This window comes from Ideonella margarita (genome assembly GCF_038066635.1).
GTDB classification, from domain to species: Bacteria; Pseudomonadota; Gammaproteobacteria; order Burkholderiales; family Burkholderiaceae_C; genus Ideonella; species Ideonella margarita.
Map to the genome: position 1 here is coordinate 212,238 of NZ_JBBUTI010000007.1, position 20,421 is coordinate 232,658.

Annotated in this window: 10 protein-coding genes and 1 pseudogene; 4 read left to right on the plus strand and 7 right to left on the minus strand. The window is 69.4% G+C overall.

The window, feature by feature from the left end; all coding sequences use genetic code 11:
- Positions 1–25 precede the first annotated feature (25 nt).
- The 5 genes and pseudogenes from AACH00_RS11980 to AACH00_RS12000 all read right to left on the minus strand — a co-directional run bounded on the left by AACH00_RS11980 (position 26) and on the right by AACH00_RS12000 (position 3,502).
- On the minus strand, positions 26–781 hold the full coding sequence (locus AACH00_RS11980; RefSeq protein WP_341399371.1) for a VOC family protein: 756 nt from the start codon (positions 779–781) through the stop codon (positions 26–28).
- A 7-nt stretch (positions 782–788) separates the two neighbouring features.
- Positions 789–1,151 carry an FKBP-type peptidyl-prolyl cis-trans isomerase gene (locus AACH00_RS11985; RefSeq protein WP_341399465.1) on the minus strand — a complete coding sequence of 121 codons (363 nt, stop codon included), beginning with the start codon at positions 1,149–1,151 and terminating at the stop codon, positions 789–791.
- Positions 1,146–1,493 (minus strand): annotated as a pseudogene (locus AACH00_RS11990) (FKBP-type peptidyl-prolyl cis-trans isomerase); the annotation flags it as partial. The pseudogene AACH00_RS11990 and the gene AACH00_RS11985, both read right to left, overlap by 6 nt.
- An 84-nt stretch (positions 1,494–1,577) precedes the next feature.
- Positions 1,578–2,522, minus strand: a complete 945-nt coding sequence (gene gluQRS / locus AACH00_RS11995) for a tRNA glutamyl-Q(34) synthetase GluQRS (protein ID WP_341399372.1) — start codon at positions 2,520–2,522, stop codon at positions 1,578–1,580.
- On the minus strand, positions 2,513–3,502 hold the full coding sequence (locus AACH00_RS12000) for a LysR substrate-binding domain-containing protein (RefSeq protein ID WP_341399373.1): 990 nt from the start codon (positions 3,500–3,502) through the stop codon (positions 2,513–2,515). Before AACH00_RS12000 ends, gluQRS begins: the two co-directional genes overlap by 10 nt.
- Positions 3,503–3,646: 144 nt before the next feature.
- Between AACH00_RS12000 and AACH00_RS12005 the strand changes: the two genes are divergently transcribed.
- From AACH00_RS12005 to AACH00_RS12015, 3 genes are all read left to right on the plus strand, one after another.
- Positions 3,647–4,348: a pirin family protein gene (locus AACH00_RS12005; protein WP_341399374.1), complete on the plus strand. Its 702-nt coding sequence runs from the start codon at positions 3,647–3,649 to the stop codon at positions 4,346–4,348.
- 48 nt (positions 4,349–4,396) lie between these two features.
- Positions 4,397–5,113: a DUF599 domain-containing protein gene (locus AACH00_RS12010; RefSeq protein WP_341399375.1), complete on the plus strand. Its 717-nt coding sequence runs from the start codon at positions 4,397–4,399 to the stop codon at positions 5,111–5,113.
- Positions 5,114–5,464: 351 nt separating this feature from the next.
- Positions 5,465–16,525 carry a hypothetical protein gene (locus AACH00_RS12015; RefSeq protein WP_341399376.1) on the plus strand — a complete coding sequence of 3,687 codons (11,061 nt, stop codon included), beginning with the start codon at positions 5,465–5,467 and terminating at the stop codon, positions 16,523–16,525.
- Positions 16,526–16,648: 123 nt separating this feature from the next.
- Here the strand turns inward: AACH00_RS12015 and AACH00_RS12020 are convergent, their stop codons facing one another.
- On the minus strand, positions 16,649–17,581 hold the full coding sequence (locus AACH00_RS12020; RefSeq protein WP_341399377.1) for a glycosyltransferase family protein: 933 nt from the start codon (positions 17,579–17,581) through the stop codon (positions 16,649–16,651).
- 249 nt (positions 17,582–17,830) lie between these two features.
- On the opposite strand from AACH00_RS12020, the gene AACH00_RS12025 reads away from it, so the two are divergent.
- Entirely contained in the window at positions 17,831–18,970 is a 1,140-nt protein-coding gene (locus tag AACH00_RS12025) for a serine/threonine-protein kinase (protein ID WP_341399378.1), read from the plus strand.
- A 37-nt stretch (positions 18,971–19,007) separates the two neighbouring features.
- Here AACH00_RS12025 and AACH00_RS12030 read toward each other — a convergent pair whose 3' ends face one another.
- Positions 19,008–20,414 (minus strand): TolC family protein, encoded by a 1,407-nt coding sequence (locus AACH00_RS12030; protein ID WP_341399379.1) that lies wholly within the window; start codon positions 20,412–20,414, stop codon positions 19,008–19,010.
- Positions 20,415–20,421 lie beyond the last annotated feature (7 nt).

Consider the following 20,421-nt stretch of genomic DNA (forward strand, 5'->3'; position numbering starts at 1 on the left):
GCCGGTGGCGGCACCGCGCCCCTGATCAGCGCTGCGCGCTCTGCAGGCCGAACGAGGCGCCTTGCGGATCGTCGCAGACGACCAGCCAGTGGCCGTTCGGCAGCGCATTGACGCGGCCAACCCCGCCGCCCTCGGCCCGCACGATGGCCAGCGCCGCGTCCAGCGCCGGCACCTCGAAGTGGAACAGCCAGTGCGGGTGCACGTCGGGCAAGCCGCTCACGTCCACCAGCGAGGCAAACGGTGCAGCGCCGTCGCGGGCACAGATCGGCCAGACGGACAGACCGTTGCTGCGCTCCAGCGATGGCGCGATGCGCCAGCCAAAGGCACCCCGGTACATGGCCGATGCAGCAGACGGCACCGGGCAGTTCAGGTGCTGCCAGACCGGGCGCGGCATTGCCGAGGCCTCGGCAGGCGTTGCGGCTCCTGCAGCGGGTGTTGAAGTTGCGCTGCCGGCCAGGCCGAACACGGCGCCACCAGCATCACGCCACAGCGATACGGTTTGTTTGTCCGCACCGCTGGCCGGTGGCCCCAGGCGCATCGCGCCCAGTGCCTGCAGCTGCGCGGCGGTGGCGCCGGGGTCGGTGGTGCCCACCACCCCCAGCCAGATCGGACGGGCACCGCGCGCGGCTGAATCGGCCGGAATGGCGTCGATCAGCGCGCGGGCACCCGGCCCCAGCACCCGGCCGTAGAAGTGGCCAGCGGCGTCCGTGTCGGTGGTGCGCAGGCGCACCGCCACGAACGGACTGGTCATGCCTTCCAGGGCCGGTGCCGGGGTGGTCATGGCGCGGTCAGACGCCCAGCAGTTCCACTTCGAACACCAGCGTGGCGTTCGGCGGGATCACGCCACCAGCGCCACGGGCGCCGTAGCCCAGGTGTGCCGGGATGACCAGCACGCGGGTGCCGCCCACCTTCATGCCTTGCACGCCTTCGTCCCAGCCGCGGATGACCATGCCGGCGTCCAGATCGAACTCGAACGGGTCGTTGCGGTCCTTGCTGGAGTCGAACTTGCGGCCGCGCTGGTTTGGCGCGTCGGCGTCAAACAGCCAGCCGGTGTAGTGCACCGTCACGCTGTTGCCCGACACGGCTTCAGCGCCGCTGCCCACCACCACGTCGGTGATCTGCAGGGCCGGCCGTTCCGGCGTCGGCAGCAACTCCACTTCGAACACCAGCGTGGCGTTCGGCGGAATCACGCTGCCAGCGCCACGCGGGCCGTAGCCCAGGTCTGCCGGGATGGTCAGCACGCGGGTGCCGCCCACCTTCATGCCTTGCACACCTTCGTCCCAGCCACGAATGACCATGCCGGCGCCGAGATTGAACTCGAACGGATCGCCGCGGTCCTTGCTGGAGTCGAACTTCTTGCCACGGCCGTTGGGCGCGGCTGCGTCATGCAGCCAGCCGGTGTAGTGCACGGTGACGCTCTGGCCAGCCTGGGCTTCAGCGCCGGTGCCGGGCACCACATCATCAATTTGCAGGCCGCTGGGGGTGGTGGTCATGGGTCAGTCTTCCTGTGGCTAGGTGTGAAACAGTCGGTTCACCGGGGCAGATCAGGCATCCGCCACGGTGTCACAAGGCGCGCATCATGCCACCAGCGGCGGCACGGTCTGCTCGGGTAGGGGGTAAAGCGTGGCCCAGGCCTGCACGCTCTCGGCCAGCCAGTCGGGCAACGAGGTGGCGGTGGCCGGCGGCAAGCCCAGTGCGGCGGCGGCTTTTTGCAGGGCTTGAAGCGGCTCTTTCAGATCGAGCGGCTGGGCGCCGTTCTGTTTCGAGAGTTTCTGGCCATCGCCGGCCAGCACGAGCGGCGTGTGCAACCACCTCGGGCTGGGCAGGCCCAGCTGGCGCTGCAGGTGGATCTGGCGGGGGGTGTTGTCGGCCAGGTCTTCACCGCGCACCACATGGGTGATGCCCTGGGCGGCGTCGTCCACCACCACGGCCAATTGGTAGGCCCACAGGCCGTCAGCCCGTTTCAGCACGAAGTCGCCGACCTCGGTGCTCAAGTCTTGTTGCTGGCTGCCCAGCCGCCGGTCTTGCCAGGTGATGTGCATGGGCATACCGCCAACGCCGGTGGTGCGCAGGCGCCAGGCCCGGCCGATGCGGCCGTGCAGCCCGTCGCGGCAGGTGCCCGGGTACACGCGCTCGCCGTGGCGGTCGGGTGTTTGCCCGCTGGCGGCCAGGGCCAGCTCGATGTCCCGTCGGCTGCAGGCGCAGGGGTACACCTTCCCGGCGGCTGCCAGCCTTTGCAATGCCGTTTCATACGGGGCGCTGCGCTGTGATTGCCACACCGGCGGCTCGTCCGGCAGCAAGCCACACGCGGCCAGCTGGCCGAGGATGGCCGTGTCAGCGCCCGAGATGCAGCGTGGGTGGTCGACGTCTTCGATGCGCACCAGCCAGCGGCCCTGATTGGCGCGGGCATCGAGCCAGCTGGCCAGCGCCGCCACCAGCGAGCCGGCATGCAGCAGCCCGGTGGGGGAGGGGGCAAAGCGACCAACGTAGCCCGCGGTGCCGGGCTCAGGGTTCAAGGGCACGTGGGCAGCCCGCTCGGGCGCTCCAGCAGCGCGGCCCGGGTGGCCGGGCTTTCGAGCTGGTTCAGCCACCATTGCAGCGCCAGGCCCTGCGGTGCCTTGCGCGGGTGCCCAACGGCCGCACTGCGCCAGGCGTAATGCGTGCGGGAGTGGCGGCGCTGGCGCTGCACCTCACGGCTCACCAGGTGGCCGGCACCCAGGTGGTCATGCACCATCGAGAGCGGCACAAAGCCGGCGCCCAGGCCACGCAGCAAGGCGTCGATCTTCATCTGCATGGTCGGCACGGTCAGCACGTCCTGGCCCGACAGCAGGTTCACGGTCTGGGGCGACAGGCGCTGGGCAGAGTCGGCCACCGCCACCGCCCGGTGCTGCACGATCTGCAGGTCATCGAGCGGCTCAGGCAGGCTGGCCAGCGGGTGGTGCGGCGCCATCACATAAACGAACTGCAGCTCGCCCAGCGGTTTCATCTCGATGCCAGGCGAGCCCAGCACTTCGCCCGGGATGCCGATGGCCAGATCGGCTTGGCCCGACACCAGCGCCTCCCAGGTGCCGGCCATCACTTCGGCGCGCAGGCGCAGCCGGGTGCCCGGCCCTTGCGGGTGGCCGTCGGGGCGCAGGGCGTAGAACGCCTCGCTCAGCTCCAGCAAGGTGCGGCGTGACAAGGCGTCGTCAATGGCAATCGTCAGCTGGGCTTCCCAGCCGGTGGAAACCCGTCGCACGCGGTTGGCCACGGCTTCCATTTCGGCCAGCAGGCGTCGGCCCTCGTTCAGCAGCTCTTCGCCGGCGGCGGTGAGCTCGGCCTGGCGGGAGCGGCGGTCGAACAGCAGCACGTCCAGCGCGTCTTCCAGTTGCCGGACGCTGTAGGTCAGGGCGGACGGCACCTTGCCCAGCTCCCGGGCAGCCGCGGCAAAACTGCCGGTGCGGGCGATGGTGTCCATCATGGCCAGGGCGTCGGGGGTCAGGGCGTTGCGGCGAAAGGACATGGTGGTCAAGCAGGTGCCGAGGCACCACAGATCGTGGCGGCGGCTTCATCTTATTTGAAAGCACGCTTCAAGGGGCCTCGCTCCCGTGCCCCGGCGGGCTGTCTACAGTCAAGCCATCGCCACAAGCCACACCAGGAGCCGAACATGATCACCTTGCGCGCCGCCAAAGACCGCGGAGTTGCCGACCACGGCTGGCTTCGCAGCTTCCATACGTTCTCGTTCGCTGAATACCAGGACCCGGCCCACATGGGCTACGGCAACCTGCGTGTCATCAACGACGACACCATCGCCGCGGGCACCGGCTTCGGCATGCATGGCCACCGCGACATGGAAATCGTCAGCTACGTGCTGGACGGCGAGCTGGCCCACCAGGACAGCATGGGCAACGGCGCCGCCATCCGCCCGGGTGAGGTGCAGCGCATGACGGCCGGCTCGGGTGTGCGCCACAGCGAGTTCAACCACGCCGAAGGCCGCAGTACGCATTTCCTGCAGATCTGGCTGCTGCCCGAGCAACGTGACCTGACGCCCGGCTACGAGCAGAAGGCCTTCACCACACAAGAGCGGCAGGGCGCGCTGCGCCTGGTGGCGGCACCGGGCGGCGTGGGCGGGGCGGTGACGCTGAACGCCGATGCCCGCATCTGGGCCGGCCTGTTCGATGGCGATGAGCAGGCCGAGGTGGCGCTGCCCGCTGGCCGACTGGGTTATGTGCACCTGGCGCGCGGCGAGCTGGTGGTGAATGGCCACGCCCTCAAGGCGGGTGATGCACTCAAGCTTGATGGTGAGGCCAGCGTGCGGGTGGAGCAGGGCCAGGGTGCCGAGGTGCTGGTGTTCGATCTGGCCCGTTGAGCCACGCTTGCCGACGCGCCAGGGCGCCCGGGGCGCTAAAGTGACGCCATGAATTTCTCGATGGCGTCGCTGGGATTGTTGCCCCTGGCCGATTGGCTGGCCCTGGCCTGGTTTTTTGTTGCCTGGGTGGGTTATGCCTTGTTTGCAGCCCACCGGGCCGATTCGCGTGCGTCCATCCTCGGGGCCACCAACCGCGAGCGCCGCCACTGGATGCTGCGCAGCACCTTCCGTGAAAACCGGGTCTTCGACGGCATCGTGGTGCAGAACATGTCCACCAGCCCGTCGTTTTTTGCGTCCACCACCATCCTGATCATCGGCGGCTTGCTGGCGGCCCTCAGCGGCACCGACCGCGCGGCCGAGCTGGTGCGTGAGATCCCGTTCGCGGCCCGCACCACGGCGCTGGTGTTCGATCTGAAGCTGGTGCTGCTGACCGGCGTGTTCGTCTACGCCTTCTTCCGCTTCACCTGGAGCATTCGCCAGTACACCTTCGGCGCCTTGCTGGTGGCCGCCGCACCGCAGTGGAACGACGCCTGGACCGATGAACAACGCGAGGCCTTTGCCGACCGCGCGGGCGGCGTGATGGGGCTGGCAGCGGAAACCTTCAACGACGGCCTGCGAGCCTATTACATGTCGTTCGCGCTGGTGTGCTGGTTCTTCTCGCCCTGGGCCTTCATTGCGGGCGCCTCGGCTGTCGTCTGGGTGCTGTTCCGCCGCGAGTTCCACTCTGACGTGCTGGCCTTGCTGGACCCGCGCCCGCCGGTTTGAGGCGCTTGGTGCGTTGAGTTGGGCAGCGCCGGGGCGTGATGGAGGCCCCGGTCGATCTCGGGTGAGGACTTCCTGCATTAAATGATAAAAGTCGCAAATCCATTGGAAACGTGCCAAATGGAGCTGGCGCGCCGTGGGTCCGTGAAGGCACAGTGTGCGGTTAATCACCGAACAGCGGCTGCATTCCGGCCAATTCGCCAAATCGCTTAACTCTTCAGAACTGTCGCCGAAACAAGGTTCGACGCCCACCTTGTCCGGATCTGGTGCATTCCCGCACCCGATTTCCGGACCCGGTGGCCGACACAGGCTGTTGTTCAGCACGTGTCGCAGAAACGAACACTGGAGTTTTTCATGGCGACCTATATCCCGAATCTGTCCACGGCCCAGATTGCCGCGCTGTCCACGGCATCGATCTTTCGCCTGACGACGGAGGACTGGGCCGCGTTTTCAACGGCGCAGATCGCGGCGTTGACGACGGCACAGATGGTCGCCATTCCGGCCGCCCGGCTGGCGGGCCTGAGCACGGCGCAGATCTCGGCGCTGGAAACTCAAGACTTGCGGGCCTTGCCGGCCACCAGCATCGCGGCGCTGACGTCTGACCAGCTGAACTCGCTGAGCTCGGTGCAGATGGGCGCGCTGGGCAACAACCAGGTGCTGGCGCTGACCAGCACCCAGATCGCCGCCCTGAGCACCGCCAACCTGAACGCCTTCAGCACCGCCCAGATGGGCCTGCTGACCGCCACGCAGGCTGGCGCCATCACCACCGCGCAGGCCGCGGCGATGGAGTCGGGTGATGTGGCCGCCTTGTCGCTGACGGCGGTGCGTGCCCTGAACACCGCCTCGCTGCAGGCACTGGCTACCGATGCCATCCAGGCGCTGGGCACCGCCCAGGTGGCTGGCCTGACGACCCGCCAGCTGCAGGCCCTTAGCACTGCCCAGGTGGCCGCCCTTGAAACCGTGGACCTGCGGGCACTCAGCACCGCCAGCGTGGCCGCCCTGAGCACCACGCAGGTGGCTGCACTGGGCACCGCCCAGGTGGCCGCGCTGACCACGGCCCAGGTACAAGGCCTGAGCACCGCGCAAGCCGCAGCGCTGACGACCGACCAGATGGCGTCGCTCAGCACCGACCAGCTGAATGCCCTGAAGCCGGTGGCCATTGCCGCGCTCGGCACCGCCCAGATCGATGCCTTGGGCAGCGCGCAAATCGCCGGCCTGAGCACCACCCAGGTCGCCACCCTGACCACGGCGCAGGTCGCCGCGCTGTCGACGGCTGATTTGAACGCCTTGACCACGGCGCAGGTCGCCACGCTCGGCGCCACCCGCGTCGCCGTGCTGACCACCGAACAGCTGGCCGCCATGGAAACCGCCGACCTGGCGGCCCTGAAGACCTCGGTCATCACCGCGCTGGGCACGGCCCAGCTGAACGCCTTGACCTCCACCGGCCTGGCCGCGCTGACCACCGCCCAGGTGGCTGCGCTCACCAGCACCCAGGTGGCGGGCCTGGACACGGCCCACATGGCCGCGCTGACCAGCAGCCAGGTGGCTGCGTTCACCACTGCGCAAGCCGCAGCCTTGTCTTCTACCCAGGTGGCCGCCCTTGATTCGGCCGACCTGACCTCCCTCAACACCAATGCGCTGCGTGCCCTGAGCACCGCGGCGCTGGTGGCCATCGGCACCGACGGCGTGACGGCCCTGAGCAGCGGCCAGGTGGCTGCGCTCACCACCACGCAACTGGCCGCCCTGACGACCGACCAGATCGTGCAGCTGGGCACCGGCCAGATGGCTGCCCTGACGGCCACGCAGCTGCGTGCCCTCGGCACTGCCCAGGTGGCGGCGCTTGAAACCGCTGACCTGCGTGCCCTGAACACCGCCCAGACCGCCAGCCTGACCACCGCCCAGGTGGCCGCACTCGGCACCGAGCAGATGGCCGCGCTGGAAACCGCTGACCTGGCCGCGCTGACGGCCCCGCAGCTGCAGGCCCTGAGTGCCGCCCAGCTCAACGCCCTGGGCAGCGCCCAGGTGGTGGCCTTGGGCAATACCCAGCTCGCCAGCCTGACGACCACGCAAGTGGCCGCACTCGACACCGCCACGCTGAACGCCCTGAGCACCGCCCAGATGGCCAGCCTGGGCACGGCCGCGATTGCCGCCCTGACGACGGCCCAGGTGGCCGCGCTCGAAACCGCAGATGCGGCCGCCCTCGGCACCACCGCCATCCGGGCCCTGGGTGCCTCGCAAGTGGCAGCCTTGAGCACCGACGTGCTGGCCGCCATGAGTGGCAGCCAGTTCGCCGCCCTTGGCACGGCCCAGGCCGCCGCCCTGACCAGCGGCCAGATCACCGCGATTGAAACCGCCGATCTGCAATCGCTCACGCCGGCCGCCGTGGCCGCGCTGACGACCAACGCACTCGCCGCCCTCGGCACTGCCCAGGTGGTGGCCCTGACCAGCACGCAAGTCGCCGCGCTCACCAGCGTGCAGACCCCGGCCCTGACGACCGACCAGCTCGTGGCGATGGAGTCGGGCGACTTCCGCAACCTGACCACCGCTGCCGTCGGCGCCTTGTCGACCGAGCAGATCGCTGCCCTGACGGCGCCGCAAACCGCTGCGCTGACCACCGCCCAGCTGGCCGCCTTGTCGACCGACCGCGTGGCCGCGATGACCACCGCCAATGTGGTGGCACTGACCACCGCGCAGGTGTCGGCGCTGTCCACCGCGCAGATCGCCGGCATGGGCACCGACCAGATCGCCGTGATGGAAACCGCTGACCTGGCCGCCCTGCGCGGCGTGCAGGTGGCGGCCCTGTCGGGTGACCAGCTGAACGCGCTGGATGCGGCCCGTGTGGCGGCCCTGACGGCCACGCAAGTGGCGGCACTGACCACCTCGCAGATGGCCGCGCTGAGCACCGATGTGCTGGCCGCCCTGACGACCGCGCAAGTGGCTGGCCTGACGGCTGTGCAAGCCGGCGCCTTGTCAGACACCCAGGTGGCCGCGATGGACGCCGTGGACGTGGCCGCGCTGGCCACCGTGGCGCTGCGCGCGCTGGGCACGGCCCAGATCGCCGGCATGACCACCGACCAGGTGGCGGCCTTCACCACGGCCCAGGCCGCAGCCCTGACTACGGCCCAGGCCGCGGCACTCACCAGCGACCAGGCCGCCGCCCTGAGCACGGCCGATGTGCTGGCGCTGGGTACCGCCAACGTGCAGGCCCTGGCGGCCGATGCCGTGGGCGCGCTGGGCTCTGCCCAGATCGTGGCCCTGAGCAGCAGCCAGGTCGCCGCACTGGGCACCGCCCAGGTGGCCGCGCTGTCGACCGAGCAGATCACGCACCTGCAAACCGATGACCTGCGCGCGCTGGGCTCGAACGCCCTCGGCGCCTTGTCGACCGAACAATTCGCCGCGCTTGGCACAGCCCAGGTGGCGGCGCTGAGCGACGCCCAGGTGCGTCTGCTCTCGACCGATCAGGTCGTGGCGCTGGGCACGGCCAACTTTGCTGCGCTGGGCACCGCCCAGATCAAGGCCCTGACCACCGACCAGATGGTGGCCCTGACCACCGATCAGGTGGGCGCGATCGAATCGGCCGACCTGCAAGCCCTGAGTACGGCGCAACTGGCGCAGCTGGGCACTGATCAGCTGAATGCGCTCAGCACCGGCCTGATGGCAGCGCTGACGACCACGCAGATCGCCTCGCTGTCCAGCGACCAGCTGGCCGGCCTGAGCACCGCCAACCTGGACGCGCTGGGCACGGCCCAGATGGCTGCGCTGACCTCGGCCCAGGTGGCTGGCCTGACGACCGCGCAGATCGCTGTCCTGGACACCGCCGACGCCGCCGCCCTGCGCGTGGCCAGCCTGCGCAACCTGGGCACTGACCAGATCCAGGCCCTGAGCACCGCCGCGATTGCCGCACTCGACACCGCCGCCGTCGCCGGCCTGACCTCAACCCAGGTTGCTGCGCTGACCACCGACCAGGTGGCTGCAATGGAAACCCGCGATGTGGCCGTGCTGGGCAGCGCCCAGCTGGCCGCGATGAGCAGCGAGCAGCTGAACGCGCTGACCGACAACCAGATGGCTGCGTTGACGAATGGTCAACTCGCCGCCCTCAGCACCACGCAGCTGTCCGAGCTGGCCACTGACCGCCTGAACGCCCTGAGCACCGCGCAGTTCGCGGCACTCAGCTCGGGCCAGGTGGCGAACCTCACCACCGAGCAAATCGCCGCCCTTGAAACCGCCGACGTGGCCGCCCTGAGCGTGGCTGCCGTGCGTGGCCTCGATGCCGGCGCCATCGGTGCGCTCACCTCGGGTGCCATTGCGGCCCTGAGCTCGGCCCAGGCTGCTGCCTTGAGCGCCGTGCAAACCGCCGCGCTCACCAGCGACCAAGTGGCCGGCCTGAGCAACGGCAACATCGCCTTGCTGGGCACCGCCGCCGTGCGCGCGTTGACGACCGAAGCCGTCGCGGCCCTGACCACCGGCCAGATCGGCGCCCTGGCCAGCGGCCAGGTGGCTGCGCTGTCGACCGAGCAGGTGGCTGCCCTGACCACCGACCAGATCGCCGCGATTGAAACCGCCGATCTGCGCGCGCTGGGCAACGCCAGCCTGCAAGCCCTCAGCAGCGAGCAATTGCTGGCTCTGGGCACGGGCCAGGTGGGTGCACTGACCTCCACCCAGATCCAGGCCCTGTCCACCAGCCAGGTGGCCGAGCTTGGCACCGCCAACGTGGTGGCACTGACCACCGCGCAAGTGGCCGCTCTGACCACCGACCAGGTGGCGGCGCTGGCCACCGACCAGATGCTGGCGATGCAGACCGAAGACCTGCGCGCCCTGGGCGTGAACGGCGTGCGTGCCCTGAGCGGTGACCAGTTGAATGCGCTGGACTCGGCACAGATCGCATCGCTGAGCGCTGCCCAGGTGGCGGCCCTGCAGACCGCCCAGGTGTCGGCGCTGGATTCGGCTCAACTGAACGCTTTCAGCTCCAGCCAGGTGGCTGCGCTGACCAGCGTGCAAATCGCTTCGCTGACCACCGCACAGGTGGCGGCCCTGTCGACCGCCGTGATCGAGCAGATCGGCACCGGCGCCGTGCGTGCGCTCAGCGCTGACCAGATCGGCGCGCTGTCGGCCGCCGGTGTCACCGCGCTGACCACCGCCCAGGCTGCGGTGCTGACCTCGACCCAGATCGGCGCACTTACCAGCGACCAGATCGCTGCCCTGGAAACCAGCGAGATCGCGGCCTTCTCGACCTCGGCCTTCACCGGTCTGTCGGCAGACGCGCTCGCCGCTTTCACCAGCGCCCAGCTGGCCGCCATCACCACCGCGCAAGCCGCCGCCTTGACCACCGCCCAAGCCGCTGGCCTGGGCACCGAACAAGTCGCGGCGCTTGAAACCGCTGACCTGCGTGCCATCACCACTGCCTCGCTGCAGGCGCTGGGCACCGAAGAGATTGCTGCCCTGAGCGGCGCGCAGGCGGCCGCGCTGGGTTCGGCCCAGTTGCGTGCCCTGAGCACCGACCAGATCCAGGCCCTGTCCACCGCCGCGGTCGTGGGCATGGGCACGGCCCAGTTCGCGGCCATGACCAGCGCCCAGGTGGCTTCGCTCACCAGCGACCAGATCGCCGCGATGGAAACGGCTGATCTAGCGGTGCTGGGCACCGCCCAGCTGGCGGCCTTCAGTGCCAGCCAGCTGAACGGTTTGAGCACCGCCCAGATGGCTGCGCTTACCTCGGGCCAGGTGGCCCTGCTGGGCACCGCGCAGATCAGCGGCCTGAGCACCACCAACCTGAACGCGCTGACCACGGCCCAGTTCAGCCGCCTCACCTCCCTGCAGGTCGGCGCCTTGACCACCGAGCAGGTCGCGGCGCTTGAAACCGCCGATGTGGCTGCGCTGTCCAGCGCCGCCCTGCGTGCCCTGAGCACCGACGGCATCGCCGCCCTTGATTCGTCGGCCGTGGCCGCGCTGGGCAGTGCCCAGGCCGCTGCGCTGACCTCGCTGCAAGTCGCTGCCTTGGGCAGCGACCAGATTGGCAGCCTGGGCACTGCCCAGCTGGCTGCCCTGGGCAATGCGGCGGTGGCTTCGCTGCAAACCGCCACCCTGGCGGCCTTGAGCACCGGCCAGGTGGCCGCACTGACCACCGCGCAAGTCGCCAGCCTGGGCACGGCCCAGGTGGCCGCCTTGACCAGCGACCAGGTCGCCGCGATTGAAACCGCCGACCTGCGCGCCATGACCAGCGCCCAGATGGCTGCGCTGACCACCGAACAAGCAGCGTCCCTGACCGCCGGCCAAGCCGCCGCACTGACCAACGTGCAGTTGCAAGCCCTGGGCACCGGCCAGATCGCCGCGCTGTCGACGGCCACGCTGGTGGCCCTGGCCAGCGCCCAGACCGCGGCCCTGACCACCGCGCAAGTGGCGGCCCTGGCCACCGACCAGATCGCGGCCATGGAAACCGCTGACCTGCAAGGCTTGACCAATGCCCAGGTGGCCGCCCTCGGTGTGGACCAGCTGAACGCCCTGGGTGCGGCACAAGTGGCTGCGCTGCGCACCGCGCAGGTGGCGGCACTGGGCACGGCCCAGATCAACGGCCTGACCACCGACACGCTGAACGCGCTGGGCACGGCCCAGTTCGCGGCGCTCACCTCCACCCAGGTGGTTGGTTTGACGACGGCCCAGGTGGCCGGCCTGGAAGTGGCCGACGTGGCTGCCCTGGGCACCGCCGCCGTGCGCGCCCTGAGCACCGACCAGATCGTGGCGATGACCTCGGCTGAGTTCGGCGCGCTGACGACCGCGCAGGCCAACGCCCTGACCACCGCGCAGGCCGCTGCCCTGACGAGCGAACAACTCGCCGGCTTCAGCACCGCTGCGCTGGCCGGTCTGTCGAACACCACGCTGTCGAACATCACCACCGCTGCCCTGGCTGGCCTGAGCACCGCGCAAGTGGCTGCACTCTCGGCCGCCCAATCGGCCAACCTGAGCACGGCCCAAGTGGCCGCACTCACCACCGACCAGATCCGTGCGATTGAAACGGTGGACCTGCGCGCCCTCGGTACTTCGGCTATCCGCAGCCTGGGCACCGAGCAGGTCGCTGCACTGAGCTCGGCGCAAGCCGCAGCCCTGACGACGACCCAGCTGGGTGCATTGCTGACCGACCAGATCGCGGCACTCGACACCGCCGCCTTGCGCGCCCTGACCACCAGCCAGGTCGTGGCCCTGAGCACCGCCCAGCTGGCTGCTCTGACGACCGACCAGGTCGGCGCCATCAGCACCGATGACTTGCGTGCCCTGTCGGCCACGCAGCTGCGCGGCCTGGGTGTTGACCAGCTCAACGCCCTCGGCACCGCCCAGCTCACCAACCTGCAAGCCACGCAAGTGGCGGCGCTCGACACCACCCAGATCGCCGGCCTGACCACCGCCACGCTGAATGCGCTGACCTCGGCCCAGTTCGCCGCGCTCACCGCTGCGCAAGTGCCGGGCCTGACCACCGAGCAACTGGTGGCGCTGGAGACGGCCGACGTGGCCGCCCTCAGCCTGACCGCGCTGCGTGCCCTGGGCACCGCCCAGGTGGCCGCGCTGTCGACCGCTGGCGTGGTGGCCCTGACCACCGCGCAGGCGGGCGCGCTTACCAGCGCCCAGGCCGCGGCACTCACCACCGAACAGGTGGCTGTGCTGCAGACCGATGATCTGCGCGCCCTCAGCACCGCCGCCCTGGCCAACCTGGGCAGCGGGCAGCTGAATGCACTGACTGCCGGCCAGGTGGCTGCGCTCACCAGCGGCCAGGTGGCTGCACTGACCAGCACCCAGGTGGCTGGCCTGGGCACCGCCGCGCTGAACGCGCTGACCACGTCGCAGATGGGTTACCTCACCGCCGTGCAAGCCGCGGCCCTGACCAGTGCCCAGACGGCCGCGATGGAATCGGCTGACGTGGCCGCGCTGGGCACCGCCGCTTTGCGTGCCATCGGCACCGAAGCCCTGGCGGCCTTGGGCACCGACGGCATCGCCGCCCTGACCACCGGCCAGTACACCCAGCTCACCACCGCCCAGCTGGCGGCGCTGACGACCACGCAAGTGGCCGCCATCGAAACGGTGGACCTGCGTGCGCTGTCCACCACCTCGCTGCGCGCCCTGAGCGCTGACCAGCTCAATGCACTCGGCACGGCCCAGCTCACCGCCCTGGCCACCAGCCAGATCATCGGCCTGAGCAGCACCCAGGTGGCTGGCCTGAGCACCGACGCGCTGAATGCGCTGTCGACCACGCAGGTGGCTGCACTGACCGCCGCCCAGACGGCCGTGCTGACCACGGCGCAGGCCGCAGCCCTGAGCAGCACCAACGCTGCCGCGCTGACCAGCGCTGCCCTGAACGGCATGGGCACGGCCCAGCTGGCATCGCTGGCCACGGACGCCATCGTGGCGCTGACCACCGCCCAGGTCTCCAGCCTGACGACGGGCAACCTGGCCGCACTGACCAGCACGCAAGTCGCTGCCTTCGAGACCGCCGATCTGCGTGCGATTTCGTCGACGGGCCTGCGCGCCATGAGCAGCGATCAACTCAACGCGCTGACCTCCACCCAGGTGGCGGCCCTGGCGACTGCGCAGGTGGCATCGCTGACCACGGCGCAGGTGGCAACGCTGACCACCGGCAACCTGAACGCCCTGACCACCGCGCAGTTCAATGCGCTGACCACCGCACAAGCCGCCGCCCTGACGACGGCCCAGGTGGCCGCGCTGGAAACCGCTGACGTGGCCGCGCTGAACACCAACGCCCTCAAGGCGCTGACGACCGCGTCCATCGCGGCCTTGACCACCGACGCCGTGGCGGCCCTCACGGCCACCCAGGCGGCGGCGCTCACCACCGCGCAAACGGCCACGCTGAGCTCTGCACAAGTCGCTGCACTCGAAACCGCTGACCTGGCTGCGCTGAGCGTGGCGAGCCTGGCGGCTGTCACCACCGGCGCCCTGGCTGGCCTGGGCAGCGCCCAGATCGTTGCCCTGACCAGCGCCGAGGTGGCTGGCCTGACGACGGCCCAGGTGGCTGCACTCAGCACCACCCAGATCGCGGCACTGGAAACCGGCGACCTGCGTGCGCTGGGTACCGCCGCCGTGCGCGCCCTGAGCACCGACCAGCTGGTGGCGCTTGAAACCGCCCAGGTGGCCGCCCTGACGACGGTGCAGCTGCGCGCCCTGAGCACCACGCAAGTGGCTGCGCTGGCCACCGACGACCTGGCCGCCATGAGCAGCGACCAGATCGCCTCGCTGACCACGTCGCAGCTGCAGGCCCTGACCAGCACGCAATTGCCGGCCATCGAAACGGCCGATCTGCGCGCCCTGGGCAGCGCCCAGATCGCCGCCTTCAGCGCCGGTCAGCTCAACAACCTGACCACCGGCCAGATGGCTGCGCTGAGCACCGGCCAGACCGTGGCCCTGACCACCGCGCAAGTGGCTGGCCTGGACACGGCCCACCTGAACGCGCTGAGCTCGACCCAGCTGGCGAGCTTCGGCACCGCGCAGGTGGTAGCCCTGACCACCGCACAACTGGCTGCGATGGAAACCGCCGACGTGGCCGGCTTGCCGACCGCGGGCCTGCGCGCCCTGAGCACCGCACAGCTCACCGCACTCGGCACCGAGCACTTTGCGGCGATGAGCAATGCCCAGGTGGCAGCGCTGACCACCGCGCAAGTGGCGGCCCTGGGCACGGATGAGCTGAACGCCTTCAGCAGCGCCCAGATCGGCGCCCTGACGAGCACCCAGATGGCCGCTCTGACGGTGGCGCAAGTCACCGCCTTCGACACGGCAGACCTGGCCGCCATCGGCACGGTCAACCTGCGTGCCCTGGGCACCGCCCAGGTCGCAGCTCTGACCACCGACGCCGTGGTGGCGCTGAGCACCGCACAGGTGGCGGCGCTGACCACCGCCCAGGCGGCAGCGCTGACATCGGCCCAGGCCGCAGCACTCGAGACCGGTGACATCGCCGCACTGGGCACGCTGAACCTGCGCGCCCTGAGCACCGCGGCCATCGCGGCACTCGACACGGCGAACATTGACCAGCTCTCCACGACGCAAGTCGCGGCGCTGACCTCGGCGCAGGCGGCCGCCCTGACGACCACCCAGATCGACACCCTGGGCACCGCCGACCTGGCAGCGTTCAACACGGTCAACCTGCGTGCCCTCAGCACCGCTGCGCTGGGCGCCTTCGGCACCGACGACATCGCTGCGCTGGGCACCAGCCAGATCGCCTCGCTGACCACCGCGCAAGTGGCCTCGTTGTCGACGCTGCAGATTGCCGCGATCGAAACGCCGGACCTGGTGGCGCTGGGCACCGCTTCGCTGCGCGCCCTGAGCACCGCACAGATCGACGCCCTGACCACCGCGCAAGTGGCGGCCCTGACGACGACCTCGCTGAACGCGTTGACCACCGATCAGATCGTGGCGATTGCCACCGACGACATCCAGGCGCTGGGCACCCGCTTCGGTGGCCTGTCGACCGGCCATGTCGCGGCCCTGACGACTGAGCAGTTCGCATCGTTGACCTCGACTGAAATCGGCGCCTTGACGGTGGCCCAGGCCCGCGCCTTGACCACGGCCGAGATCGCCGCCTTCACGACCGACCAGATCAGCTCGCTGGGCACTGCCCAGATCGCTGCGATGTCGTCGACCCAGGTCGCTGCCTTCGAGGCGGAAGACGTGGGGGTGATGAATGCCGCGCAGCTGGACGCGTTCTTCGCGGTCACTCCGATCGTGCTGGACCTGGACGGCAACGGCATCCAGACCATCTCGGCGGCCAACGGCGTGAGCTTCGATCTGAACGGCACGGGCACGGTACGCCAGACCGGCTGGGTGGGTGGCCATGACGGCCTGCTGGCGATGGACGTGAACGGCGACGGCCTCATCAACAACGGCACCGAGCTGTTTGGTGCGGGCACGCTGGACGCCAGCGGACACCGCGCCGGCAACGGCTACGCCGCCATGGCCCTGCAAGACAGCAACCACGACGGCCAGCTGAGTGCGCTGGACACCAACTTCGACAAGTTGCGTGTGTGGGTCGACGCCAACCACGACGGCAAGACCGATGCGGGTGAGCTGAAGACGCTGACGGAAGCCGGCGTGGCCAGCATCAGCCTGGCGCACACCACGGGCAGCGAGTCGGACAACGGCAACCTGCTGGGCCTGGTGGGCAGCTATACCGGCACTGACGGCGGCACCCACGCGGCGGCTGACGTGTGGTTCACCAGGGCAGTGGATGCTTCGGCTTCAGACGCGTCCAGCACGGCAGCCCTGCCGGCCCTGTCTGATCTGCTGAGCGCACCGACGACGCTGGCCACCGACCTGCTGTCGAGCGGCGTGACCAACGTGGCGGTGAACGCTGCAGCGGCGGCCACGGCTGCCTTCACGGCCCACCGCGGCATCGACGAAGAGCAACGCAACCTTCCGCTGCTGTAAACACACGGCCCCGAAAGGGGCTGCAGGGGGCTTCAGTTGAGCCCCCAAAACCAAGGCCCCGGCGATGCACACGCACCGCCGGGGCCTTGTTTCATGGGCGGGCAGGGCGCCCGGTTCGGTGTGTCAGCTGATCAGGGCGTTCAGGCGCTCAACCGCCCGGGCCAGATTGGCGCGTTCGGTGGCGGGGCTGAAATCTTGGCGGATGCGCTCGATGCCGGGGGCCATCTGCGACTGGGCCTGCGGCTGGCTCACGAAGTGCGCCACCTCGTGGAACTTGCGGACGAAGTCGCGCACATCACCCATGTCAACGCTGCGGAAGTTGGGCTCGCGCCAGTATTCGCGGCCGCCCCAGCCGTGGTAGCCCAGCACCAGGTTGCCGGCCAACGCGGCTTCAATGGGCGGTACCGGGCAGCCCTCGAAATCACTGAAAGCCAGGAACACGGCCGAGATACGCATGGCCGCGGCCACCTGGTCTTCGCTCATGCCGTGCAGGGCCATGAACTGCCACTGCGGAAAAGCCAGGCGCAGCCACGGCACCACGTTGTTGGCATGCAGCGGCAGCTTGCGCGGCATGTAGGTGACGAGCATCTTCTTGGGCTCTGGCGTGAACTTGGCGGCGTCGACCGAGTAGGTCACGCGGATGGTCTTGGCGGCCACGTCCGGGAACACCGACTGCAGCAGGCCGCTGGTGTCGTCAGAAATCGACAGCACCGCCACCGCATGCCGGTAGCAGCGCTGCAGGGTGTCGGTATCGGCCGTGGGCAGCACCAGGTAGCCGTTCTGCACGAACATGCCGTAGGTGATGCCTTGCTCATGCAGGGTCAGGGCGAACTGCGTCATGATCTCCGGCACCATCACGATGTCGGTGCTGCGCAACTGAGACAGCGGGATGATCGGCGCCGTGTTCGGGAACCAGTCGCAGCGGAAGCCCTCGGCGAAATGCATCACGTGGGCATCAAAACCCATGCTGCGCAGCATCTGCACATGCTGGTAGATGACCTTGATGCCGCCGGTCGGGCTGTTGCTGTCTGGGCTGACGTAAATGAGGCGTCGCACGCGGATCACTCCTGGAATCGTGACCGAGCATAGGCGGGCGTGCGTGAACACAAGCGCGAAAGTTGCAACTTGAAATACGGCCAGATCGGCGATCTGCTGCGGGCGCCTTCACAATAGCGGGCTTGTTTGCCTCCGTTTTGTTGTCAGGCGCGCCATGGTTCTGCTGCTCAATCACGTCCTGTTCACGGAACCCGCCCTCGCTGGCGGGGGCACGGTGCTGGCAGCTTGCCCGGCACTGAAGGGCACCGCATGAGCACCGCACCCGTCCGCATCGGCAAATACCGCATCACCGGCGTGCTGGGTTACGGCGCCATGGGCGTGGTGTACCGCGGCTTCGACCCGCTGATCGAGCGCGCCGTGGCCATCAAGACGCTGCGCCCGGACGGCGCCACCGGCCTGGCCGATGTGGCCCGTGCGGCAGAACGCTTTCGCAACGAGGCCCGGGCCGTGGGGCGCATTGCGCACCCCGGCGTGGTGGCCATCCACGAATTTGGCGAGCATGACGGCAAGCCCTTCATGGCGATGGAGCTGGTGCATGCCCGCAACCTCGACCAGGTGCTGTCGACCACGCCCAGCATGCCGGAGGCCGAGGCCGTCGCCATCATGGGCCAGCTGCTCGACGCGCTGGACGCCGCGCACGCCCAGGGCGTGTGGCACCGCGACCTGAAACCCGCCAACCTGCTGATCACCGCGGACGGGCGCCTCAAGCTGACCGATTTCGGCATCGCCCGCATCGACGGCGGTGACTCTGAGCCCGGGGTGCCGCCCTCGGTGCAGGGCAGCCCCGGCTACATGGCGCCCGAGCAATATCTTGAAGCACCAGCCGATCACCGCGTTGATCTGTTCGCCGCCGGCGTGCTGTTCTACCGCCTGCTGACCGGCAAGGCGCCTTTCACCGGCAGCGCCGACGACATCAAGGAACAGCTCTTCAGCCAGGTGCCGCCGCTGCCCAGCGCGGTGCTGGACCGCCCGCGCCTGCGCCGCTACGACGCCGTGATGACCCGCGCCCTGGCCCGTGACCCGGCCCAGCGCTTTCTCAGCGCAGTGGAGTTTCGCCAGGCCCTGCAAGTGGCCGTGGCGCAAGACCAGGGGCTGGAAGACACCCAGATCTCGCTGCCCGTGCATTGGTTCGGCGCCAGCCAACCCACGCCGGTGGGCGGGGCAGCCGCGCCCAGCGCGCCGTCAGCCTGGGCTGAATCGCCCCTGGCGCAAGCCTGGCTGGCCCGCCTGCACGAGGCCTTGACCACCCAGCTCGGCGCGCAATCAGAAGCGCTGGTGATGCAAGCCGCCCAAGGCGCCAGCCACCAGGGCGAAGTGCTGATGCGCCTGCTGGCCACCAGCGTCGGCATCGACCGCGTCAAGCTGGCGAGGGATCTGGATCAGCCTTGAGGTGATGTGATCCGGGGCAAGGCGGAGCGGGGTGAGGTCACCGCAACGGCTGCGCCACGCCACCGGCCAAGGACCACAGCAGCGCCACCGCCTGCTGGCCGTCGTGCAGGGCGTCGACGTAGGACAGCCGGAGGTTGAAGTGGTCGCCCTCGGCCGACATCACGTCGAAGAGGGAGCGGCGGCCGAGTTGTTGCCACATCTGTAGTGTGTCGTCGCGCACGCGTTCGCTGTCTTTCAGCACCTGTACCACGTCGCGGGCGCGGGTGAAGGCGGCACCGGCTTGTTCATGCACCTGGGCCAGCCGGTTCTGCAGTGATTCAAGCGCGTCTTCGCGCTGCATGCGTGCGGCGTCTGCGCGCTGGCGGGCGGCACGTTCAGCGGGGGCTGCGCCCGGGTTCATCAAGGGCACGGCGAGGGTGATGCCGGCTTGCCAGACGGCGTTGCGGTCGCCCACCACGTTCTTGCTGAGCGAGGCAGACCAGCCGACCTGCGGCTTCTGGCTGGCACTGGTGGCGCGGGCCAGCTCGTCGGCGGCGGCGGCTTGTGCGTCCAGTTGCACGATGTCGGCGGCGCGCACGGCTTGCGTGGTCAGCTGGGCCAGTGGCGGGGTGTCCAGCATCAGCGCGGCCATGCTGGGCACGTCGGGCAGTTGGTCGCCCACCAGGCGGCGCAGGCGAGAGTCGGTCAGCCGCATTTGCGTGAGTGCTGCGCTACGCGAGAGTTGGACCTGCTGCAGGGTCTTGCGGGCCTGCACCAGCTCGCTGCTGCGGCCCTTGTCGGCGGTGACGATCTGCTCGAGTGAGCTGACCAGTCCGCACACCTTCTGCGTGTATTGCTGCCACACCTGCGCCTGCAGGCGGAAGCGGCTGCGATCGAACGCCAGGCTCACGGTTTGCAGCTGCACTTGTTCGGCGGCTGAGAGCTGGCCCATCTTGGCCGCTTCGATCAATTGCTCGCGCCAGCGGTTCAGGTAGTCCTGGCGGCCACCGTCGTACAGCGAAGCGCCGATCTGCACTGACGGACGCAGCACGGTGCTGTTGTTCAGGCCGCTGTCGCGCACTTGCGTGCCGGTGGCGCCGGCCAGCATGCTGAACGAGGCCTGGGCCTGCGACATCGCGCGGGTTTCTTCGGCGTCGCTGGCGGCGGCGTCGGCCAGCAGGCGGGCGGCGCCCACGGCCTTGCTGCGTTGCTCGGCCAGCTGCAGCAGGTTCAGCATCGACAGGCGCGGTGCGGCGGCATCGGTGGCGGCGTTGCTGGCCAGCGCGGCGGGCACTTCGCAGCCTTGCGGCGCGGCGGTGGCCAGTGCTGGCGTGAGCGTTGCAAAAGCGGCTGCGACAGTGGCTGAAACAGCGTTTGAAAGCAGCCCTGGGGCCTGCTTCAAACCCACCTGGCGGGCCGCTACAAACTTCGCGAATTCTTGGCAGGGGCGCAGTGCGTGAGCCATGCGGGAC

Bases quoted from the DNA above. Each gene is read 5' to 3' on its own strand.
- AACH00_RS12005 (WP_341399374.1), top strand. From the start codon at position 3,647: ATGATCACCTTGCGCGCCGCCAAAGACCGCGGAGTTGCCGACCACGGC.
- AACH00_RS12025 (WP_341399378.1), top strand. From the start codon at position 17,831: ATGAGCACCGCACCCGTCCGCATCGGCAAATACCGCATCACCGGCGTG.
- AACH00_RS12030 (WP_341399379.1), bottom strand. From the start codon at position 20,414: ATGGCTCACGCACTGCGCCCCTGCCAAGAATTCGCGAAGTTTGTAGCG.
- AACH00_RS12010 (WP_341399375.1), top strand. From the start codon at position 4,397: ATGAATTTCTCGATGGCGTCGCTGGGATTGTTGCCCCTGGCCGATTGG.
- AACH00_RS11980 (WP_341399371.1), bottom strand. From the start codon at position 781: ATGACCACCCCGGCACCGGCCCTGGAAGGCATGACCAGTCCGTTCGTG.
- AACH00_RS12000 (WP_341399373.1), bottom strand. From the start codon at position 3,502: ATGTCCTTTCGCCGCAACGCCCTGACCCCCGACGCCCTGGCCATGATG.
- AACH00_RS12015 (WP_341399376.1), top strand. From the start codon at position 5,465: ATGGCGACCTATATCCCGAATCTGTCCACGGCCCAGATTGCCGCGCTG.